Raw genomic sequence first — 19,442 nt, 5'->3', positions numbered from 1 at the left:
CGACCACTGATGAAGGAGACCCCATGACCGAGCAGCCCCGCATGAACGTCGAGAGCTTCAACCTCGACCACCGCTCCGTCGCCGCGCCCTACCTGCGGATCGCCGACCGCAAGGAGCTGCCCGGCGGAGACGTCCTCACCAAGCTCGACGTCCGCTTCACCCAGCCCAACATCGCCCACCTGGAGTCCGAGACCGTGCACTCGCTCGAGCACATGATGGCCGAGCACATGCGCAACCACTCGGGAGACGTCCTGGACGTCTCGCCGATGGGCTGCCGCACCGGCTTCTACGTGCTGCTGGTCGGCGACCACACCCCCGAGGGCTTCGCCCCGGTCCTCGAGGCGACGCTGCGGGACCTGCTCGCGGCCGACGAGGTGCCCGCCGCCAACGAGGTCCAGTGCGGCTGGGGAGCCCATCACACCCTCGAGGGCGCCCAGTCGGCCGCCCGCGAGTTCCTCGCGGCGCGCGAGGAGTGGGGACAGGTCACCGCCGTCTGACCGGGCCGCCGGCGCGGTGGCCGCGGACCCGCTGCGCGAGGGCTCCGCTCAGGCCCGGCCGAGCCCCTCGCGCACCGCGGCCAGCAGGCGGGCGGTGCGCTCGTCGGTCGCGATGTCGTCGATCGAGACGGGCGCGCCGGCCTCGTCCGCGAGGGGTACCCGCCAGTTCGGGTACTCCTCGTCGGTGCCCGGCTGGTTCTGGATCCTCCTCTCGCCCACGCAGTCCACGAGCGAGACGCCCAGCAGCATCGACGGGGTGCGCGCGAGGTGCCGGTGCAGCGCGATCACCGTCTGCTCGATGTCCGCGCCCGGTGCCAGCAGCCCCTCGGCGCGCAGCACGTCGAGCACCTGCTCGCGTCCGGCGGCGTCCGCCGCGTGCTCCTCCTCGATCCCGCGCTCCAGGAGTCCGAGCTCGTGGCGCAGCGTGACGTGGTCGCCCTGCAGATAGCCCGCCGTCGGCGGCAGATCGTGCGTGTTCACCGAGGCCATGCACAGGGTGCGGTAGTCCTCCGCCCGCAGCGGCCTGCCCTCCTCGTCGTCCTCGAACCACAGGATCGAGGTCCCCAGGATCCCGCGGTCGACCAGGTGCTCGCGCACCCACGGCTCGAAGGTGCCGAGGTCCTCACCGACCACGAGGGTGCCCGAGCGATGCGCCTCCAGGGCCAGGATCCCGATCATCGCCTCGTGGTCGTAGGCGACGTACGCGCCGTCGGCCGCCTCGTGCCCCTCCGGGATCCACCAGAGACGGAACAGGCCCAGAACGTGGTCGATGCGCAGCGCGCCGGCATGGCGCATGAGCGTGCGCAGCATGTCGCGCCACGGCCGGTACGAATCCTCCCGCAGGCGCTGGGGATGCCAGGGCGGCTGGTGCCAGTTCTGTCCCTGCTGGTTGTACTGGTCGGCGGGGGCGCCGACGGCCGCCCCGGTGGCCAGCACCTCGCGCAGGGCCCAGGCGTCCGCCCCGATCTGCTCGACGCCGACGGCGAGGTCGTGCATGATCCCCAGTCGCATCCCGGACTCGCGGGCCGCGGTCTGTGCCGCCCCCAGCTGCTCGTCGAGCCACCACTGCACCCGGACGTGGAACTCGATGCGGTCCGCGAGCTCGCCCCGTGCTCGGGCGAGCGCACGCTCGTCGAGGTCGCGCAGGCACTCCTCCTCGGCCGTTCCCCGCACCCGCTCCGCGATCGCGCACCACAGCGCGAAGTCCTCGAGTCCCTGGCCCTCGCGCGCCCGATAGGCGTCCAGCAGCGCCTGACGGCCCGCGGTGAGGGGCACCGCGACCAGCTCCTCGAGGGCTTCGAGCTTGGCGGCGAGCACCTCGTCGCGCTCGAGGTGATCGGTGCGCCCGTTCCATCCCGAGACCTCGCGGCGCAGCAGCTCGATGCGCTGGCGGGCGATGTCGGTGAGCCCGCGGTGCTCCGGGACGTCCTCGATGCGCAGGTACAGCGCGCTGGTGAAGCGGCGGGTGACCGGCAGATAGGGGGAGGGTTCCACCGGCGGCGTCGGGTAGGAGGCGTGCAGCGGATTGACCAGCAGGAAGTCCGCGCCGTGACGCGCACCGGAGATCGCGGCGAGGTCGCGCAGGTCCGCGAGGTCGCCGATGCCCCAGGAGCGCCGCGAGCGCACCGAGTACAGCTGCGCCTGCAGGCCGAAGGCCTGCCTCGCGGAGTACTCCTCGTGGACGGTCAGCCGTGTCGGCGTGACCACCAGATCCGCCTCGGCGGTCCCGGCGGCGGTCTCGGCGACCACGCGGTGCCAGCCCAGCGGCAGCCCCGAGGGCAACTGGAAGCGGGCGCGCCCGCGCAGGGTGCCGTCGAGCTCGTAGGGCGGGGTGTGGTCCTCGGCCTGCTCGAGGTCCCGGCGACCGCCGTCCTCGAGCAGCAGATGGGCTCGCACCGCGGTGCCGTGGTCCACGTGCACCGGCACCGTGGAGGCGGCGTCCTGGCGCAGCACGGTCACCGGAGGCAGGGTGCGCGACCACGGGGCGCGCTCCTGCTCGGCGCGCACCGCCGCGACGTCCGCGGCGTCCACGACCGGACTGCCGAGCGCGGCGAGGATCGCGTGGAGGGTGTCGTCGGCGACGTCCTTGACAGTGCCGTCCCAGCCCCAGTAGCGGGTGCTGACACCGAGGTCGCGGGCGAGATCTCGCAGCGCTGAGGAATCTGGGGCCATGCGGCAATCGTAGCGGCCCCCGCCGTGCCCGCCGACCGCTGCGGAGCGGATCCGAGGCCGGGGGATTCAGGTCCAGGACGGCAGCCACATGCGGTACCGCCACTGCTCGACGTCGAGCACCTGACCGGTCCACACGGGCCAGAAGAACGCCGAGACCAGAACGATCAGCACCAGCAGGGAGCCGACGAAGAGCGCCCCGGCCAGGCGGCGCTCCCGCTCCGCCCCGGCGGGACCGATCACCAGCGCCATCACGTAGGCCAGGCACAGGAACAGCCAGGGCGCGAAGGCGACGGTGTAGAACGTGAAGACCGTGCGATCCATGTACATCAGCCACGGCAGATAGCCGCCGATGATGCCGGCCAGCGCCCCCCACGCCCGCCCGTCCCGGTACAGCACCGCGAGCACCAGGGTCACCAGCAGCGCGAAGGTCCCCAGCCACCAGATCAGCGGATTGCCGACGGAGAGGATGTGCGCCCCGCACGCCGCGACCTCGCAGCCCTGCTCGCCGTAGTCGTAGGAGCGGTAGTAGAAGTTCGTGGGCCGCAGCTGCAGCAGCCAGCCCGCGGGGTTCGCCTGGTAGGGATGCTCGGAGTCGAGTCCGACGTGGAAGCTGTAGGCCTGCACGTGGTAGAGCCACAGCGAGTGCAGGGAGTCGATCACCCCGATGCCGGTGTCCACCCCCTTCTCGGCGGCGAGGCGGCGGTTGTACCCCACGCCGGAGGCGAACCATCCCGCGAAGGAGACCACGTAGGTGACCAGGGCCGTGCCGACCATCGCGAAGAACGCCGGGACCGCGTCCCGGAGCAGACCGCCGACGAGCCAGTCGCGCTGGGCGACGGTGCGCCGCGCCCACCAGTCCCACAGCACCGTCATGATCCCGAAGACCGCCAGGAAGTAGAGCCCCGACCACTTCACCGAGCAGGCCATGCCCAGCAGCACCCCGGCGAGCAGGCGCCAGGGACGCGGACCGCCGGGGACCCCGAGCCGCGGGGCGGCCTCGGAGCCCGTGTGCAGCGCGGCCGATGCCACGGCGAGGCGCTCGCGGAACCGGTCGCGGTCGACGAGCAGCGCACCGAAGGCGGCCAGCGCGAAGAACATCAGGAAGGGGTCGAGCAGGCTGGTGCGGGAGTGCACGAGGGGCACCCCGTCGATCGCGAGCAGCAGGCCCGCGATGAGACCGGCCGTGGTCGAGCGGAACAGACGCCGGCCGATCCGCGCCAGCAGCAGCACGGCCACCGCACCGAGCAGCGCGGAGGAGATCCGCCAGCCCCACGGGGTGTCCGCCCCCAGCAGCATCATCCCGCCGCCGATCAGCCATTTGCCCAGCGGAGGATGGACCACGTAGGAGCCCTCGGGCTCGTAGGAGTCGACGTCCCCCGCCTCGAAGGCGGCGTCCGGGTCCTCGGGCCAGGACATCTCCACGCCCTCCTGGGTGAGGGTGTAGCCGTCCTTGACGTAGTAGGTCTCGTCGAAGATCAGCTCCCCGATGGAGCCCAGCCCCCACAGGCGCAGCACCAGCGCGAGACCGAACAGTCCCATGGCGCCGGCCCAGGCCAGCCGGGAGACGGGGAGATCGACCAGCCCCAGCCGTCTGCGGTAGGAGTCGCGCAGCGCGCCCGGCTCGTCGTCGACGCGGGCTCGGTGGGTCGCTTCCTCCTCCGTGGGCACCCGCACATGCTAGGACATCGCACCTGGTGCGCTCGCGGTGCGCTCGGGGCTGTTCGCGGCTCGCTCGCGGCCTCTGCTCCTGATCCCCGTCCCGGTGGCTAGCATGGCCGGATGCTCGAGCCCGGAGTCCTCACCCTCGCCGCCACCCCGATCGGCGACCCGCTGGACGCCTCGGTGCGCCTGATGCGCGCGCTGGGCGCGGCGGATCTCATCGCGGCCGAGGACACGCGCCGCCTGGCCCGGCTGCTGCGCGAGCTCGAGGTCGAGACCACGGGCCGGGTGCTCTCCTATCACGAGCACAACGAGGCCGAGCGGACCGGGACGCTGCTGGAGGCGCTCGGGGCGGGGCAGCGGGTCCTCATCGTCACCGACGCCGGGATGCCGGTGGTCTCGGATCCCGGCTTCCGGGCGGTGCGGGCGGCGACCGACGCGGGATACCGGGTGAGCGTGATCCCGGGCCCGTCGGCCGTCCTGACGGCCCTGGCCGCGTCGGGCATCGCGCCGGACCGCTTCACCTTCGAGGGCTTCCCCCCGCGTCGGGAGGGCCGTCGCGCCACCGCGCTCGAGCCACTCGTCGGGGAGCAGCGCACGATGGTGTTCTTCGAGTCCCCGCGGCGCACGGCCGCGACCCTGGCCTCGATGGCGGAGGTCTTCGGGCCCGACCGCCGCGGCGCCGTGGCCCGCGAGCTCACCAAGACCCATGAGGAGATCGTGCGCGGCACTCTCGCGGAGCTCGCCGTCTGGGCGCAGGAGGGCGAGGTGCTCGGCGAGGTGGTGCTCGTGGTCGCGGGCGCGGAACCGGTCGCCGTGCGCGCCGAGGACCTCGTCGGGCAGGTCCTCGATCGGGTGGAGGCGGGGGAGCGGCTCAAGTCCGCGGCGAAGGAGGTCGCCCGCGGCCATGCCGGGGTCGGCGCGAGCGAGCTCTACGACCTCGCGCTGGAGAAGCGCTGAGAGGCACGGGAGGCGCGCTGAGGAAGACATGCTGCGACGTGCACCGTGACCTGCACCGGGGCGAGGCTGCACCGGGACAGCACAGGACCCCCGGCACCGTGTGCCGGGGGTCCTGTGGGAAGATCGGGGCGCGCGCGGGCCCGCGGACTCTATCAGTCCTCGATCTGCAGCAGACCGCGCTGGTAGGCCTTGGCCAGACGGCGCGGCACGGCGGCGGTGCGCCCGCGGACCGTCACCTGGACGAGGTCGGGGTTGTTCGCCTTCCACTGCGAGCGGCGGGAGTGCGTGCGCGCACGGGACATCTTGAACTTGGGCACTGCCATGGGACGCTCCTTGACGGTCCGGAGGATGAACGAGCGTTGGCATCCGTCCCGAGCAGCGACCCGAACCCGGTGCGATGGAATCATCGCGATCGGGGCGCTCGGGTGCACGAAAGGACGCGCAACGACCCCTTATCCTGCCACATCCGGCGACGCGACGCTCGCCCGGGGCCCGTGAGCTATCACACCGCGATCGCGCCGCGGTGCGGGTGAGGACCTCGTCGGACCGGTCGCCGGGTCCCGACGAGCCGGAAGGTGGCCCGGCTCTCTCCGCGGCCCTCCTACGATGGTCGCATGCCGTCACCGCACGAGACCCCGTCCGCCGCCTCGCCGCCCCCGGTGCGCGACCGCGGGGACATCGACCCGCGCGGGACGAAGCGCGACCGCTCCTGGCCACCGGCGCCCGAGCCGCTGCCCGTCCCGGTGATCGACAACCACTGCCACCTCGACTTCGCCGACGGCGACGAGCAGCTGAGCGTCCACGACCACGTCGCCCGCGCCGCCGCGGTCGGCGTCGACGCCCAGATCACCATCGGCTCCGACCTCGAGGCCGTGCGCTGGACGGCCGCGCTGCTGGCCTCCGCGGAGCGACCCGCCTCCCTGCGCGGCGGCGTCGCCGTGCACCCCAACGAGGCGGCCCTGCACGCCCGCGGACGCGACCACGAAGGGCGCGAGCTGGTGGGGCTCGACGCCGCGATCTCCGAGGTGTCCGAGCTGCTGCGCGGTCCCGGCATGATCGTGGTGGGGGAGACGGGGCTGGACTGGTTCCGCACCTCGCGGAAGGACGAGCGGGCCCGCGCGGCCCAGTTCGACTCCTTCCGCGCCCACATCGCGCTCGCCAAGGAGCTGGACCTCCCGCTGCAGATCCACGACCGCGACGCCCACCGCGACGTGCTCGAGGTGCTCGACGCCGACGGCGCCCCCGAGCGCACGGTCCTGCACTGCTTCTCGGGCGATGCGGAGTTCGCCCGCGCCTGTGCGGACCGCGGCTGGTTCCTCTCCTTCGCCGGCACCGTGACCTTCAAGAACGCCCAGCCCCTGCGCGAGGCGCTCGGCGAGGTGGGCCTCGGGCAGGTGATGGTCGAGACCGACGCGCCGTTCCTCACCCCGGTGCCCTACCGCGGCCGACCCAACTCCTCGTACCTGATCCCTCTGACCATGGCGACCATCGCCGAGGTCACGGGCACCACGCTCGAGCAGGCCTGCCGCACGATCCGGACCACCACGCAGGACGTGTACGGATGGCCCGTGGGCGGGGCCGCGTGAACGCCGCCGCGGAGGCGGGCATGCTGCTGACCGCCCGGGACGTCCGCGAGCTCGCGGAGGCGGCAGGGATCCGGCCCTCCAAGCAGCGCGGTCAGAACTTCGTCATGGATCCCAACACCGTCCGCACCATCGTCGGGCGCGCCGGGGCGGGGGCGGGCCAGGCCGTGCTCGAGGTCGGGCCGGGCCTCGGCTCGCTCACCCTGGGCCTGCTCGAGGCCGGGGCGGACGTGGTCGCGATCGAGCTGGATCGCGGGCTCGCCGAGCTGCTGCCGGCGACCCTGCGCGCCCGCGGCGTCGAGGAGGAGCGGTTCCGCCTCGAGCATGCCGACGCGCTGCAGGTCACCGAGCTGCCGACGCTGCCGCGGGCGGGGGCCCCGACGGCGCTGGTCGCGAACCTCCCGTACAACGTCGCCACTCCCATCCTGCTCACCGCGCTCGAGCGCTTCGACTCGCTGCGCACGGCTCTGGTGATGGTGCAGTCCGAGGTCGTGGATCGGCTCACGGCCGGGCCCGGTTCCCGCACTTACGGCGGTCCCAGCGTGAAGACGGCCTGGTACGGGCGCGCGGTGCACGCCGGTCGGATCTCCCGGCAGATCTTCTGGCCGGTCCCCAACGTCGACTCCGCGCTCGTCGAGCTGATCCGTCACGAACAGCCCCTCGGCACGACCGCGGAACGCGAGAAGGTCTTCGCCGTCGTCGACGCAGCCTTCGCCCAGCGCCGCAAGACGCTGCGCGCCGCGCTCGCCGTGTGGGCCGGCTCCGCGCCGCGCGCGGAGCAGATCCTCCGGGCCGCCGGCATCGACCCGTCGGCGCGCGGGGAGACGCTCGAGATCGAGCAGTTCCGGGCGATCGCCCGGGCCGAGACGGAGGTCGCCCGATGACTCCGGCCCCGAGCCGGGTGGTCGTGCGGGCGCCCGGCAAGATCAACCTGTCCCTGGGTGTCGGAGCCGTCGACGCCCACGGGTACCACGCACTGGCGACCGTGTTCCAGGCGGTGGACCTCTACGAGACGGTCACCGCCTCTCGCGCGGACACGCTCAGCCTCGAGATGACCTCCTCCGTCCCGGGGGAGCTGCCGCTGGACGGCAGCAATCTCGCGCTGCGCGCGGCGGAGCTGATGCGCGAGGAGTTCTCGCTGACCGAGGGCGCCGCCCTCCACATCGACAAGCAGGTGCCCATCGCGGGCGGCATGGGCGGCGGATCGGCCGATGCCGCCGCCGCGCTCGTCGCGCTGGACAGGCTGTGGGGCCTCGGCCTGGGCGGGGAGGGGCTCCGTCGGCTCGGGGCGCGTCTCGGGGCCGACGTCCCCTTCGCGATGCTCGGGCACACCGCGCTGGGGCGCGGCAACGGCGGTGACCTCACCACGGTCCTGACCCACGGGGAGTGGACCTGGCTGCTCGCGATCCCCGGCGGGCATCTGTCGACGCCGCAGGTGTTCCGCACCTTCGACGAGATCGTCCGTACGACCGGTCGGCGGCCGGCCGAGCAGCCCGAGGTCGACGAACGCCAGCTGCAGGCCCTCAGCGGCGGGAACATCGAGCTGCTCGCCGAGACCCTGGAGAACGACCTCCAGGTCGCGGCCTTCGCGCTGCATCCGGGCCTCGAGCCGGTGGTCGAGACCGCCGAGCGGCTCGGCGCCCCGGCGGCTCTGGTCAGCGGCTCCGGGCCGACGGTCGCGGTGCTCGTCGAGGACGAGGCGCAGGCCCGCTCGATCGCCGCCGGGCTGATGCGGGACTCGCTCGTGGACTCCTGCCTGGTGGTGCGAGGGTCCGCCCCGGGAGCGAGCGTTCTCGTCGAGGAGTGAACTGCTCGCTCCCGATTCCGCTCCCGCTTCCGCTTCCGCTTCCGCTCCCGATTCCGCTCCCGATTCCGCGCCCCGGACCGGGCGCCCATGGCATTTCCGCGCATTCCGTCCTCGCAGGACTTCCCGTCATTGTTCGGCGTTCGTCGTACGATCAGCGGTGCCCCCCCGAATTCTCTCCCCGGCGGCCCGGGGAGGCCGCGCCGGACGAGGCGTCACGGGGTGAACATGCAGTCCATGCGAGAAGTGCTGAGAGGTCGGCGGTGAGTCCGGGGTCGCGGTGCGTCGTGACGCCACCGCGGTGACCGTTCCTCCACGCATCCCGGTTATCCACAATTCGAAACTACTTGCGAGTAGGGTCGGCGGACCCCTTTCCGGTGTCAAATCTGTGTGCGAAAATATTGCCATGTCCCACGATTCGAGCGACCAGCGCGCACAGACCCCGGAAGCGGATCCCTCCGCGCCGGGGGCCATGTCGTCGCGCTCGTCGGGTTCAGCGCGCTCGTCGCGCTCACCGGGTTCCCCCGGCTCGTCGGGCTCCGAGAGCTCGTCGGGCTCGTCGACCGCCCCGTCGGCTCCGGGCCCCGCGCGCGGCCGCTCCTCGCTCCCGGTCCACGTCGACGAGGAGGAGCTCCTGATCGGTGACACCGACGTCACCGCTGCGCTGTCCGCCCTCGCCGAGCTCGGCGCCGAGGGGTCGGCCGCGCTCGACGGCCTCTCCGCGAGCGAGACCATCGCGCTGCTGAACCGCCTGCAGGCGCTGTCCGGCGCGACCGCCGCGGTCCAGGCCCGCGCCCTGGTCCGCCTCGAGGACGCCGTCGCCGAGGACTGCCTGCAGCGTGAGGAGACTCCGGCGCGAGCGAGGAGGATCGCGCGTGCGGAGGCCTCGAGGGCGCTGAAGCAGTCGACGTCCTGCGCCGGTCAGTCGATGTCCTCCGGCCGACGGCTGGTGCGCTCGATGCCCGGCATGCTCGCGGCCCTCGCCCGGGGAGAGGTCGTCGCCGCCTCCGCGCACCGCGTGGGTCGCACGATGGGACCGGCATCGCCCGCCCAGCGCCGCCACGTCGACCAGATCCTCACCACCCACCTGCCCTATCTCGCGGACTGCGGCCCCGAGGAGTGGGGAGGAGAGGCGGAGAAGGTGCTGCACGGCCTCGACCCCCACGGCGCTGCCGCACGCCACCAGAACGCGAAGCGCGAGCGCGGCGTCACCGTCCGTCGCGCCGAGCACGGCATGAGCACTGTCACCGCTCGTCTGACCGGCCTCGACGGCGCCCGGATCCGCAAAGGGCTCTCCCTCGCCGCGGAGAAGGCCCGTGCCCAGGGTGATCGCCGCGGTCATCAGCAGATCATGGCGGACCTCTTCGCCGACGCGCTCATCGGCCGCGGGGACGGAGTGGATCCGAGCACGCTCGAGATCGGGGTGATCATCACGGACCGCTCGCTCCTCGCCCCCGAGCATGCCGACGCCGCCACGATCGAGGGCTTCGGACCGGTGCCCTACATGCACATCCGTGAGGAGATGCGGGAGGCCGTGGAGGCCGCGGGCGAGGATCCCGAGGTGAAGCTGGCCCTGCGTCAGCTCTACGCCGACCTCGAGGACGGCCAGCTCGTCGCGGTCGAGTCCCGCGCCCGGGTGTTCCCGCCGGCGCTGGCCCGGTTCCTCCGGTTCGGCCATCAGACCTGCCGCGCCCCGTACTGCGATGCGAGCATCCGCCAGAACGATCACATCGTGCCTTCATCGCAGGGAGGTGCCACCTCGCTCGAGAACGGCAACGGGCTGTGCGCCGCGGACAACCAGAAGGAGGAGGCCGGGGAGACCGTCCGGGTCCTCACCGACGAGGACGGCACCCGCAGAACCGTCGAGTGGACCACTCGCTACGGCCAGAAGGCCCGTCGCAGAGGCATCAACTTCGACCCCGTCGGCACGGCGTACCGACAGCGATGGCGGGAGCACGAGCAGGAGCGGGAACGCGCAGCGACACAGGAGGCGCACGAACTGCGAGAGCGCGAGGAGAGGCGGGCTCGGCTGCGCGCGCAGCAGCGTGAGCGCGAGCGCGTCCTCGAACATCGGCGGGACCTGGCGCGACTGCGCAGGGAGGAGGAGGCGTCGGACGGCGCGAACACCTCGCTGCACCGTGCCTTCGCACGCATCCTCCCCAGCGACGTCGACCACCTCGACCTCCACCCGGCCGCCCGTCTCTCGCGACAGGAAGCCCGGTGTCTGCGCCGCCGGCGCGTGGATCTCATCCAAATCGGGCCCGAGGCGCTCCTCACGGACGACGGGTCCGACGCCGCCGCGTGAGATCCCGGCACCGCAGCACGGATCCCGTGCCGGAGCCCGAGAGTGTGATCCCGTGCCGGAGCGCGAGAGCGGGATCCAGCGCCCGAGCGCGAGAGCGGGATCCAGCGCCCGAGCGCGAGATGACGCGCCGGCCGGGGTCATCCGAGCTGCTCGGACAGCTCCAGCCAGCGTTCCTCCGCCTGCTCGACCTCGGTCTCGACCTCGCGCAGCTGCGCGGTGATGTCCTGCAGCCCCACGTAGTCCGACTGGTCGTGGTCGGCGAGTCTCTCGTGCAGCGAGGCGGCCATCTTGTCGAGCTTCTGCATCCTGCGTTCGATGGCGGCGACCTCCTTCTGCGCGGCATGCGCCTCCGCGCCGACGAGCGCCGGCGTCGCCGGAGCCGACGACGGCCCACCGGCGCGGGCAGACCCGCCGCTGCCGCTGCCGCCACTCTCGTCGTCGCCGCCGTCGGTGCGATCCGCGAGCGGCGCCCGGGTGTCCGCCCCCGTCGGCATCGCCCCCGCACCGTGGCCCTCCGCCCGCAGCCTCAGGTACTGATCCACCCCGCCCGGCACGTGGCGCACCGTGCCGTCGAGCACCGCGTACTGGGTGTCGGTGACCCGCTCCAGCAGATACCGGTCGTGGGAGACCACGATCAGCGGCCCGGGCCAGGTGTCCAGCAGATCCTCCATCGCCGCCAGCATGTCGGTGTCCATGTCATTGGTCGGCTCGTCGAGGACCAGCACGTTCGGCTCCTCCAGCAGCGTCAGCAGCAGGTCCAGTCGACGCTGCTGACCGCCGGACAGCGCCCCGACGAGCACCTTCTGATGCGCGGTCGTGAACCCCAGGCGCTCCAGCAGCTGCCCGGGGGAGACCTCGTCCTTCCCGGCGCGATAGGAGCTGCGATACCGCCCCACCACGTCGCTGACCCGGGAGCGCAGATGCTCCTGAAGGCCCTCCAGCCGCTGTGACACCTGACGCACGGTGACCGTCTTGCCCCGCTTGACGCGTCCGGACAGAGGGGTGAGCTCCCCGGTGATCAGCGCCAGCAGCGTCGACTTGCCGGCGCCGTTGGGGCCCAGCACGCCGATGCGGTCCACCGGCCCGATGTGGACGGTGACGTCGCGCAGCACGGTGTGGTCCCCGTAGCCGGCATCGACGTCGAGCACGTCGAGCACATCGCGTCCCAGTCGGGAGGTGGCAAGCTGCGTCAGCTCCACCGTGTCGCGCACCGGGGGCTCCCCGGCGATCAGCTCGTTCGCGGCGTCGATGCGGAACTTCGGCTTCGAGGTGCGGGCGGGGGCGCCGCGGCGCAGCCAGGCCAGCTCCTTGCGCATCAGGTTCTGGCGCTTGGACTCGATCGCCGCCGCCTGGCGGTCCCGCTCGACCCGCTGCAGCACGTACGCCGCGTACCCGCCCTCGAAGGGCTCCACGATCCCGTCGTGGACCTCCCACATCCGGGTGCACACCGCGTCCAGGAACCAGCGGTCGTGGGTGATGACCACGAGCCCGCCGTCCCTCGGGCTCCAGCGGCGGCGCAGATGCTCGGCGAGCCAGGCGATGCCCTCGACGTCGAGGTGGTTCGTGGGCTCGTCGAGCAGCAGCACGTCCCAGTCGCCCACCAGCAGCTCCGCCAGGTGGACGCGGCGCAGCTGGCCGCCGGAGAGGTCCGCGAGCGGCGCCTCGAGATCGATCCCCTCGAGCAGGCCCGTCAGGACGTCGCGGATCCGAGGATCCGAGGCCCACTCGTACTCGGCGAGGTTGCCGAGGACCCGTTCCCGCACGCTGGTGCCGCTGGTGGCCTCGTCCTGCTGGGTCAGCACCCCCATCCGCACCCCGCCGCGCACGGTGACGCGGCCCTCGTCGGGCTCCTGCCGACGGGCCAGCAGGCGCAGCAGCGTGGACTTGCCGTCGCCGTTGCGTCCCACCACGCCGATGCGGTCGCCCGCGTCGATGCCGATCGTGACGTCGTCGAGCAGCACCCTGTCGGGCAGCGCGACGTGGAGGGACTGGGTTCCTAGCAGATGTGCCATGCGGTGAAGTGATCCTCAGGGAGTGCAGGTCGGGGCTGGAAAGAAGGGGGTCGGTGTCGCTGTCGGTCCCGGTGCCGGGCGCGCCGCCGGTGACGGTCCCTGGGTGCTGATCCCGAGGTGACGGTCCCGGGGTGCCGGTGCTGCGGTTCCTGTGCTGGCTCCGCGGCATCGGTGCGCCGGGGAGGCGGCGCGGAACCGCCCCAGGGCGGACCTGGCGCTCTCATCCCTCGGGCGGGTCGTCCGTCTCGAAGGTCAGCAGCAGCGTGCGCAGGGCGTCCGCGAGATCCGAGCGCCCGGCAGGGGCGAGAGGCTCGAGCAGCTCGCGCTCCGCTGCCAGCAGGCGCTCCATCGCCGCGTCCACGCGAGCCACGCCGTCGGGACGGAGCCTCACCTCGACCGCGCGCCCGTCGTGCGGACTGCGGTTCTTGCTCACCAGCCCGCGGGCGACCAGCTTGTCGATGCGGGTGGTCATCGTGCCGCTGGTGACCAGGGTCTCGTGCATGAGCGCGCCGGGCGAGAGGGCGTCCTCCTCGCTGCGGCGCAGTGCGGAGAGCATGTCGAACTCCCAGCCCTCGAGGCCGGCGTCGGCGAATGCGCTCCGGCGGGCGACCTCGAGATAGCGCGACAGACGCGAGATGCGGGAGAAGACGGCCAGCGGTGCGACGTCGAGGTCCCCCCGCGCGCTCTGCCAGCCCTCGACGATCCGGTCGACCTCGTCGTGACGCGATGCGGCGGCGTCCTCGGGCGTGGTGGGCATGGGGCGAGTCTAGGGGCCCGCCCGCCGGTGCCGTCGATCTCCGCCGCGCACGGTGCTCTGCGTCGCGTCCAGCACTCGCCCCCGCGCCCGGTCGCTCGCCGTCGCCGGGGCGCTCGCCGTCGCGCCCGGTCGCTGGCCGTCGCGCCGTGCTCAGTCGCGGCCGACCCCTCGCAGCGCGGGCTTCTTCTGCAGCGCGCTGAGCCCGAACCACGAGAGGTTCATCATCCGGGCGGCCACGACCTCCTTGGAGGGGCGGCGGGTCTCGAGCCACCACTGCCCCGTGTACGCCACCATCCCGACGAGCATCTGCGCGTACAGCGCGGCGTCCCGCGAGGGGTAGCCGTGCATGGACAGCTGTGCGGCGAGGATCTCCTCGACGCGGCCCGCGACGTCGGTCAGCAGTGAGGAGAAGGTGCCCACGGCATGGCTGACGGGGGAGTCCCGCACCAGGATCCGGAAGCCGTCCTCGTTCTCGTCGATGTAGGACAGGAAGGAGAGCGCGGCCTGCTCCATCAGCACCCGGGGATGGGCTCGCTGATCCTGGAGCGAGCTCTCGAGGTCGGAGAGCAGGGTGGAGACCTCGCGATCCACGACCACGGCGTACAGCCCCTCCTTGCCGCCGAAGTGCTCGTACACGATGGGCTTGGAGACCTTGGCGCGGGAGGCGATCTCCTCGACGGTCGTCATGTCGAAGCCCTTCTCGGCGAACAGGCGTCGGCTCACCGCGACCAGCTGCTCGCGCCGCTCCTTGCCCGACATCCGGGTCGATCGACCCCGGGGGGCACCCTTCTCCGCCATGGCGGGAGTCTCCCACACCGGTGACGCGGCGGTCCGCAGGACGGCCGACGGTCTCCCGGCCGGTGCGCGACGGGCCCGCGGCGTGCGCCCGCGGGCAGGGACCTCGCACCCCCGCGCGAGCGATAGGATCGGGCCGCGCCCGCGGCGCCGCCCGCCCTGTCGGCGCCCGGAGGGCTCGACGCGGCACCAGGCCCGGCGGACGCGATCCGCCATGGTGTAATCGGCAACACCTCAGATTTTGGTTCTGAAGTTTCAGGTTCGAGTCCTGATGGCGGAACGCCCGTCGCCCGTGCGGGCGATGCCGCTGACCCCACCCGTCGATCCCGAGGAGCCGCAGACGTGGGAATCGAAGAGACCACCGCCCCCGCCGCCGTGATCGTCCTGGCCGCCGGTGCCGGGACGCGCATGAAGTCCAGGACGCCGAAGGTGCTCCACGAGATCGGGGGCAGATCCCTCCTCGTGCACGCGCTCACCGCCGCCGAGGGCACCGGCCCCGCCGAGCTCGTCGTGGTGCTCCGCCACGAGCGGGACCGGGTGGCGGAGCACCTCGCCGAGCACGCCTCCGAGGTCACGGTGGCCGACCAGGACGAGATCCCCGGCACCGGACGGGCCGTCCAGTGCGGTCTCGAGCAGGTCTCCGCCGCCGAGGGCACCGTGCTGGTCACCTACGGCGACGTGCCGCTGCTCGATCCGGCGACGCTGCGCGAGCTGGTCTCCGCGCACGAGGGCGCGGGCGCCGCGGTCACCGTCCTCAGCGCGCGGGTCCCCGACCCCACCGGCTACGGCCGCATCCTGCGCAGCGAGGACGGCTCCGAGGTGCTGGGGATCGTCGAGCACAAGGACGCCGACGACACGCAGCGCGCGATCGACGAGATCAACTCGGGGATCTACGCCTTCGACCTCGCGGTGCTGCGCGATGCCCTGGGCCGGATCACCACCGACAACGCCCAGGGCGAGATGTACCTCACCGACGTCCTCTCGATCGCCCGCGCCGACGGCCGCTCCGTGCGGGCGGTGGTCACCGAGGACGTGATGATGGTCGAGGGCGTCAACGACCGCGTCCAGCTCGCGCAGCTCGGCGCCGAGATGAACCGTCGCACCCTCGAGCGCCACATGCGCGCCGGGGTCACCATCATCGATCCCTCCACCACCTGGATCGACGCCGACGTCTCGATCGCCCAGGACGCGGTGATCCTGCCCGGGGTGCAGCTCCACGGCGCGACCGACATCGGCGAGGAGGCGGTGATCGGCCCGGACACCACGCTGCGCGACACCGAGGTCGGCGCGGGTGCCGAGGTGGTCCGCTCCCACGCGCTGCTCGCCGTCGTCGGCCCGGGCGCGAGCGTCGGGCCCTTCTCCTACCTGCGGGCCGGGACCGACCTCGGATCCGGCGGCAAGATCGGCGGTTTCGTGGAGACCAAGAACGCCGCCATCGGCGCAGGCGCGAAGGTCCCGCACCTGAGCTACGTGGGTGACGCCGAGATCGGGGAGGGCACCAACATCGGCGCCGGCACCATCGTCGCGAACTACGACGGGGTCCAGAAGCATCGCACCACCGTCGGCCGGCACGTCCGCGTCGGCTCCGACAACGTGCTCGTGGCTCCCGTGAGCATCGGCGACGGGGCCGCGACCGGCGCCGGCACGACGGTGCGCAAGGACGTCCCGCCCGGTGCGCTGGGAGTGAGCGCGGTCTCGCAGCGGAACGTGGAAGGATGGACCCTGCGACGCCGTGCGGGGACTGCGGCCGAGGCGGCTGCACGCGCCGCGCTCGGCGCCGAGGAAGGGTCCGCTGCCGGAGCGCCTGCAGGAACTGCCGCCGACGATCACAAGGAGCACGAGCAGCGATGAGCGGAATCGTCACCACCGGGGAGAAGCGGCTGGTCCTCGCTTCCGGTCGGGCCCACCCGGTCCTCGCGCAGGAGGTCGCCGCCGAGCTCGGCGTCGAGGTCCTGCCGATGGACGCCTGGGACTTCGCCAACGGGGAGATCTACGTGCGCTACGGCGAGTCCGTGCGCGGCACCGACGTCTTCGTGCTGCAGTCCCACCCGGCGCCGATCAACACCTGGGTGATGGAGCACCTCATCATGATCGACGCCCTCAAGCGGGCGTCGGCCAAGCGGATCACCGCGATCTCGCCGAGCTTCCCCTATGCGCGCCAGGACAAGAAGCACCGCGGACGCGAGCCGATCTCGGCCCGCCTCATGGCGGACCTCTACGAGACCGCGGGCGTGGATCGCATGATCTCGGTCGACCTGCACGCCCCGCAGGTCCAGGGCTACTTCAACCAGCCGCTCGACCACCTGATGGCGCTGCCGATCCTCGCCGACTACGTGCAGAGGAAGTACGGCGAGGAGGACATCGCCGTGGTCTCGCCGGACGCCGGCCGCATCCGCGTGGCGGAGCAGTGGGCCAAGAAGCTCGGCGGCGTGAACCTCGCGTTCATCCACAAGACGCGCGACACCACCCGGCCCAATCAGGCCGTGGCGAAGCGTGTGATCGGCGACGTCGAGGGCAAGACCTGCATCCTCGTGGACGACATGATCGACACCGCCGGCACCATCGTGCAGGCCTCCGACGCCCTCACCGCCAATGGTGCGGACTCGGTGGTCATCGCGACCACGCATCCGATCCTCTCCGACCCCGCGACCGAGCGGCTGAAGGCCAGCTCGGTGCGCGAGGTCGTGTGCACCAACACCCTGCCGGTGCCTCCCGAGAAGCAGTTCGACCGCCTCACCCAGCTCTCGATCGCCCCGCTGCTGGCACGGGCGATCCGCGCGGTCTTCGACGACGGATCGGTCACCAGCCTCTTCGACGGCGAGGTCTGAGCCGACCGCACCCCGGATCGCCGCTCGCGCGGTCCCGCACGGTGACGTCGCCGCCCGCGACGGCTCCCGACGCAGCACTGCGGCCCCGCCTCCTCGAGGAGGCGGGGCCGCAGTGCGCGGAGCGTGGAGGGGGGGATGGGGACGGCGGGGTCCCGGCGCGATCGGGGACTCCGGGGAGGTCCTCGTCGCGGAGGAGGTCTCAGATCAGGAAGCGGTTGCCCCTGACCACCCGGGTCCACCAGGTGCCGAGCCCGACGTGGTCACCGGCGGAGAGGCCGGCCATGGCGATCACGGCCACGGCGAGGAGCAGGTGGGTGTCGTAGAGCGGGTTGGAGGACATCGGGAAGGCCGCCAGGTACATCAGGGTGTACATCGCCGCTGCGGAGGCGGTCGCGATCCGGGTGCCGATGCCGAGCATGAGGGCGACGCCCACCCCCAGCAGGCCGAGCATGAACAGCAGGTCGGTCAGCGGGTTGATCGAGAGGAAGAACTCCCAGGCGCCGGCGAAGGGATTGCCGCCCTCGATCGAGCCGCCCAGGAAGCCGCTGGTGGGGGAGCCGCCGTTCAGCCAGGAATTCTCCGTGGGGGTGGAGAAGCCGAGTCCGAAGGTCTTGTCGAGGAAGGCCCACAGGAAGGTGAAGCCGACCATCAGGCGGACGATGCCGAGGACGGTGTGGCCCCAGCCCGTCGTCGGGGTGCCGAGGGCGTCGGAGGCGCTGCCGGGGGCGGGGGCGGGGACGGACGCCGCGGAGGCGGACGTGGCGGACGTGGCGGAGGAGGCAGTCACGGTGGTGCCTTTCGGAAGGTCCCCGGAGGGACGGTGTCGGATCCTGCTCGGGTTGTTGTGACATGGACAGATTACGGAGCGATCGGCGCCCGCCGCGGGGACCTAGGTCACTGATCTGATCCTCTGACCTGCAGGGACGTTGGTCCCGGTGGGGAGTGCAGCGGCAGGCCGGCGGCGCGCGGACCGTGCGGTGCCGGTCACGCCGACCCGTTCCCGCGGGGGTCCGCGTGCTACTGTCACCGGGTCACTTCGGCGAGGGAGAGGGCGCCAGCCCCTCCGTGATCGACGCGGTGCGGATCTCCGGGAGCGTGATCTCCCTGTGCCCCGTGGCGTCGCTCATCGCCGAGCCACCGCATCCACGAGGAGCACCCCCATGGCTGAGAAGCTGAACGTCGAACTGCGCGAGGAATTCGGCAAGGGCGCGGCCCGCCGCCTGCGCGTCGAGAACCGAGTCCCCGCCGTCCTGTACGGACACGGCGAGGCGCCGCTGCACCTCTCGCTGCCCGGCCACGAGACCGCCCTGGTCGCGCGCAACCCCAACGCCCTGATCCAGCTCGAGCTCGCCGACGGCTCCTCGCACCTCGCGCTGATCAAGGAGATCCAGCGCCACCCGCTCAAGCGGAGCCTGAGCCACCTCGACCTGATCATCGTCCGCAAGGGCGAGAAGGTCGAGGTCGACATCCCCGTGGTCATCACCGGTGAGACGGTCGCCCCGACCATCGCCGTGGTCGACCTGCAGGCGCTGACCCTCTCGGTCGACGCCCTGAACGTGCCCGAGCAGATCGAGCTGTCGGTCGAGGGCGCCGAGGACGGCCACCAGATCTTCGCCGGCGACATCTCGCTGCCGGGCGACGCCGAGCTGGTCACCGACGCCGAGATCCTCGTCGTCGCGGTGCAGACCCCGCGCGTCGAGGAGGAGCCCGAGGACGAGGACGCCGAGGGCGTGTCCGAGGAGGGCGAGGACGCCGAGGGCGAGTCCTCCGAGGAGTCCGACGAGGAGGAGTGACCTCCCGGGGCGTCGCCGGCCGGCCACCGTCCGGGTCGGCACCGCTCCGTTGCTCACATCTGCCGTCCCGGGGCGTCGCGCACTGCGCGGCGCCCCGGTACGGTATCCGGGGTCGAGCGCCCGCCGTCTCCGCGGGACCGAGCCCCGAGACCGAGCGCCTAGCCGGAGCTCCCGGCCCGCGGTCCCGGAGCGCGGCCCCGGGGCGCGTCGGGGATCGGAGAGCCCGGGACCGCGCAGCGGGCGCCGGGACGGCGAGGAACGCCGACCAGGACCAGGC

The 19,442-nt window shown here is 72.5% G+C and carries 16 protein-coding genes and 1 tRNA gene; 10 read left to right on the top strand and 7 right to left on the bottom strand.

Translation table 11 applies throughout. The annotated features are described in order from the left end of the window. Window positions 1–23: 23 nt before the first annotated feature. On the top strand, window positions 24–497 hold the full coding sequence (locus ACT3SP_RS05375) for an S-ribosylhomocysteine lyase (RefSeq protein ID WP_444586227.1): 474 nt from the start codon (window positions 24–26) through the stop codon (window positions 495–497). Window positions 498–545: 48 nt separating this feature from the next. Here the strand turns inward: ACT3SP_RS05375 and malQ are convergent, their stop codons facing one another. Continuing rightward, window positions 546–2,669 carry a 4-alpha-glucanotransferase gene (gene malQ, locus ACT3SP_RS05370; RefSeq protein ID WP_444586226.1) on the bottom strand — a complete coding sequence of 708 codons (2,124 nt, stop codon included), beginning with the start codon at window positions 2,667–2,669 and terminating at the stop codon, window positions 546–548. A gap of 66 nt (window positions 2,670–2,735) precedes the next feature. Beyond that, window positions 2,736–4,337 (bottom strand): dolichyl-phosphate-mannose--protein mannosyltransferase, encoded by a 1,602-nt coding sequence (locus ACT3SP_RS05365; protein ID WP_444586225.1) that lies wholly within the window; start codon window positions 4,335–4,337, stop codon window positions 2,736–2,738. Between the two features lie 111 nt (window positions 4,338–4,448). Between ACT3SP_RS05365 and rsmI the strand changes: the two genes are divergently transcribed. After that, complete coding sequence (gene rsmI, locus ACT3SP_RS05360; protein ID WP_444586224.1) at window positions 4,449–5,288, top strand: 16S rRNA (cytidine(1402)-2'-O)-methyltransferase; 840 nt, start codon at window positions 4,449–4,451, stop codon at window positions 5,286–5,288. 152 nt (window positions 5,289–5,440) lie between these two features. Here rsmI and rpmF read toward each other — a convergent pair whose 3' ends face one another. Beyond that, window positions 5,441–5,611: a 50S ribosomal protein L32 gene (rpmF, locus tag ACT3SP_RS05355; protein WP_193118138.1), complete on the bottom strand. Its 171-nt coding sequence runs from the start codon at window positions 5,609–5,611 to the stop codon at window positions 5,441–5,443. A 291-nt stretch (window positions 5,612–5,902) separates the two neighbouring features. On the opposite strand from rpmF, the gene ACT3SP_RS05350 reads away from it, so the two are divergent. The 4 genes from ACT3SP_RS05350 to ACT3SP_RS05335 all read left to right on the top strand — a co-directional run bounded on the left by ACT3SP_RS05350 (window position 5,903) and on the right by ACT3SP_RS05335 (window position 10,980). After that, complete coding sequence (locus ACT3SP_RS05350) at window positions 5,903–6,874, top strand: TatD family hydrolase (protein ID WP_444586223.1); 972 nt, start codon at window positions 5,903–5,905, stop codon at window positions 6,872–6,874. Next, the gene (gene rsmA, locus ACT3SP_RS05345; protein WP_444586222.1) at window positions 6,850–7,755 is read left to right on the top strand and encodes a 16S rRNA (adenine(1518)-N(6)/adenine(1519)-N(6))-dimethyltransferase RsmA; all 906 of its coding nucleotides are present in this window, start codon (window positions 6,850–6,852) and stop codon (window positions 7,753–7,755) included. Before ACT3SP_RS05350 ends, rsmA begins: the two co-directional genes overlap by 25 nt. Further along, a complete protein-coding gene (locus tag ACT3SP_RS05340; protein WP_444586221.1) occupies window positions 7,752–8,678 on the top strand; it encodes a 4-(cytidine 5'-diphospho)-2-C-methyl-D-erythritol kinase in 927 nt (308 codons plus the stop codon). Before rsmA ends, ACT3SP_RS05340 begins: the two co-directional genes overlap by 4 nt. A gap of 403 nt (window positions 8,679–9,081) precedes the next feature. Then, window positions 9,082–10,980: an HNH endonuclease signature motif containing protein gene (locus tag ACT3SP_RS05335; protein WP_444586220.1), complete on the top strand. Its 1,899-nt coding sequence runs from the start codon at window positions 9,082–9,084 to the stop codon at window positions 10,978–10,980. A gap of 137 nt (window positions 10,981–11,117) precedes the next feature. Here ACT3SP_RS05335 and ACT3SP_RS05330 read toward each other — a convergent pair whose 3' ends face one another. The 3 genes from ACT3SP_RS05330 to ACT3SP_RS05320 all read right to left on the bottom strand — a co-directional run bounded on the left by ACT3SP_RS05330 (window position 11,118) and on the right by ACT3SP_RS05320 (window position 14,547). Beyond that, entirely contained in the window at window positions 11,118–12,992 is a 1,875-nt protein-coding gene (locus ACT3SP_RS05330; RefSeq protein WP_444586219.1) for an ABC-F family ATP-binding cassette domain-containing protein, read from the bottom strand. Between the two features lie 220 nt (window positions 12,993–13,212). Then, entirely contained in the window at window positions 13,213–13,749 is a 537-nt protein-coding gene (locus tag ACT3SP_RS05325) for a MarR family winged helix-turn-helix transcriptional regulator (RefSeq protein ID WP_444586218.1), read from the bottom strand. Between the two features lie 150 nt (window positions 13,750–13,899). Continuing rightward, complete coding sequence (locus ACT3SP_RS05320) at window positions 13,900–14,547, bottom strand: TetR/AcrR family transcriptional regulator (protein WP_444586217.1); 648 nt, start codon at window positions 14,545–14,547, stop codon at window positions 13,900–13,902. Between the two features lie 205 nt (window positions 14,548–14,752). Here ACT3SP_RS05320 and ACT3SP_RS05315 point away from each other — a divergent pair. The 3 genes from ACT3SP_RS05315 to ACT3SP_RS05305 all read left to right on the top strand — a co-directional run bounded on the left by ACT3SP_RS05315 (window position 14,753) and on the right by ACT3SP_RS05305 (window position 17,372). Next, a tRNA-Gln gene (locus tag ACT3SP_RS05315) sits at window positions 14,753–14,824 on the top strand. A gap of 62 nt (window positions 14,825–14,886) precedes the next feature. After that, entirely contained in the window at window positions 14,887–16,395 is a 1,509-nt protein-coding gene (gene glmU / locus ACT3SP_RS05310) for a bifunctional UDP-N-acetylglucosamine diphosphorylase/glucosamine-1-phosphate N-acetyltransferase GlmU (protein WP_444586216.1), read from the top strand. After that, on the top strand, window positions 16,392–17,372 hold the full coding sequence (locus ACT3SP_RS05305) for a ribose-phosphate diphosphokinase (protein ID WP_444586215.1): 981 nt from the start codon (window positions 16,392–16,394) through the stop codon (window positions 17,370–17,372). The genes glmU and ACT3SP_RS05305 overlap by 4 nt, the downstream gene beginning before the upstream one ends. Window positions 17,373–17,571: 199 nt before the next feature. On the opposite strand, the gene ACT3SP_RS05300 is transcribed toward ACT3SP_RS05305, so the two are convergent. Continuing rightward, window positions 17,572–18,159 (bottom strand): hypothetical protein, encoded by a 588-nt coding sequence (locus tag ACT3SP_RS05300; protein ID WP_444586214.1) that lies wholly within the window; start codon window positions 18,157–18,159, stop codon window positions 17,572–17,574. A gap of 373 nt (window positions 18,160–18,532) precedes the next feature. On the opposite strand from ACT3SP_RS05300, the gene ACT3SP_RS05295 reads away from it, so the two are divergent. Then, the gene (locus ACT3SP_RS05295; protein WP_444586213.1) at window positions 18,533–19,165 is read left to right on the top strand and encodes a 50S ribosomal protein L25/general stress protein Ctc; all 633 of its coding nucleotides are present in this window, start codon (window positions 18,533–18,535) and stop codon (window positions 19,163–19,165) included. The last annotated feature ends 277 nt before the right edge of the window (window positions 19,166–19,442 follow it).

It is taken from the genome of Brachybacterium sp. AOP43-C2-M15 (assembly GCF_052446295.1).
Lineage (GTDB): Bacteria > Actinomycetota > Actinomycetes > Actinomycetales > Dermabacteraceae > Brachybacterium.
The sequence above is the reverse complement of the archived record's forward strand: the minus strand, read 5'-3'. Positions and strand labels throughout refer to the sequence as shown.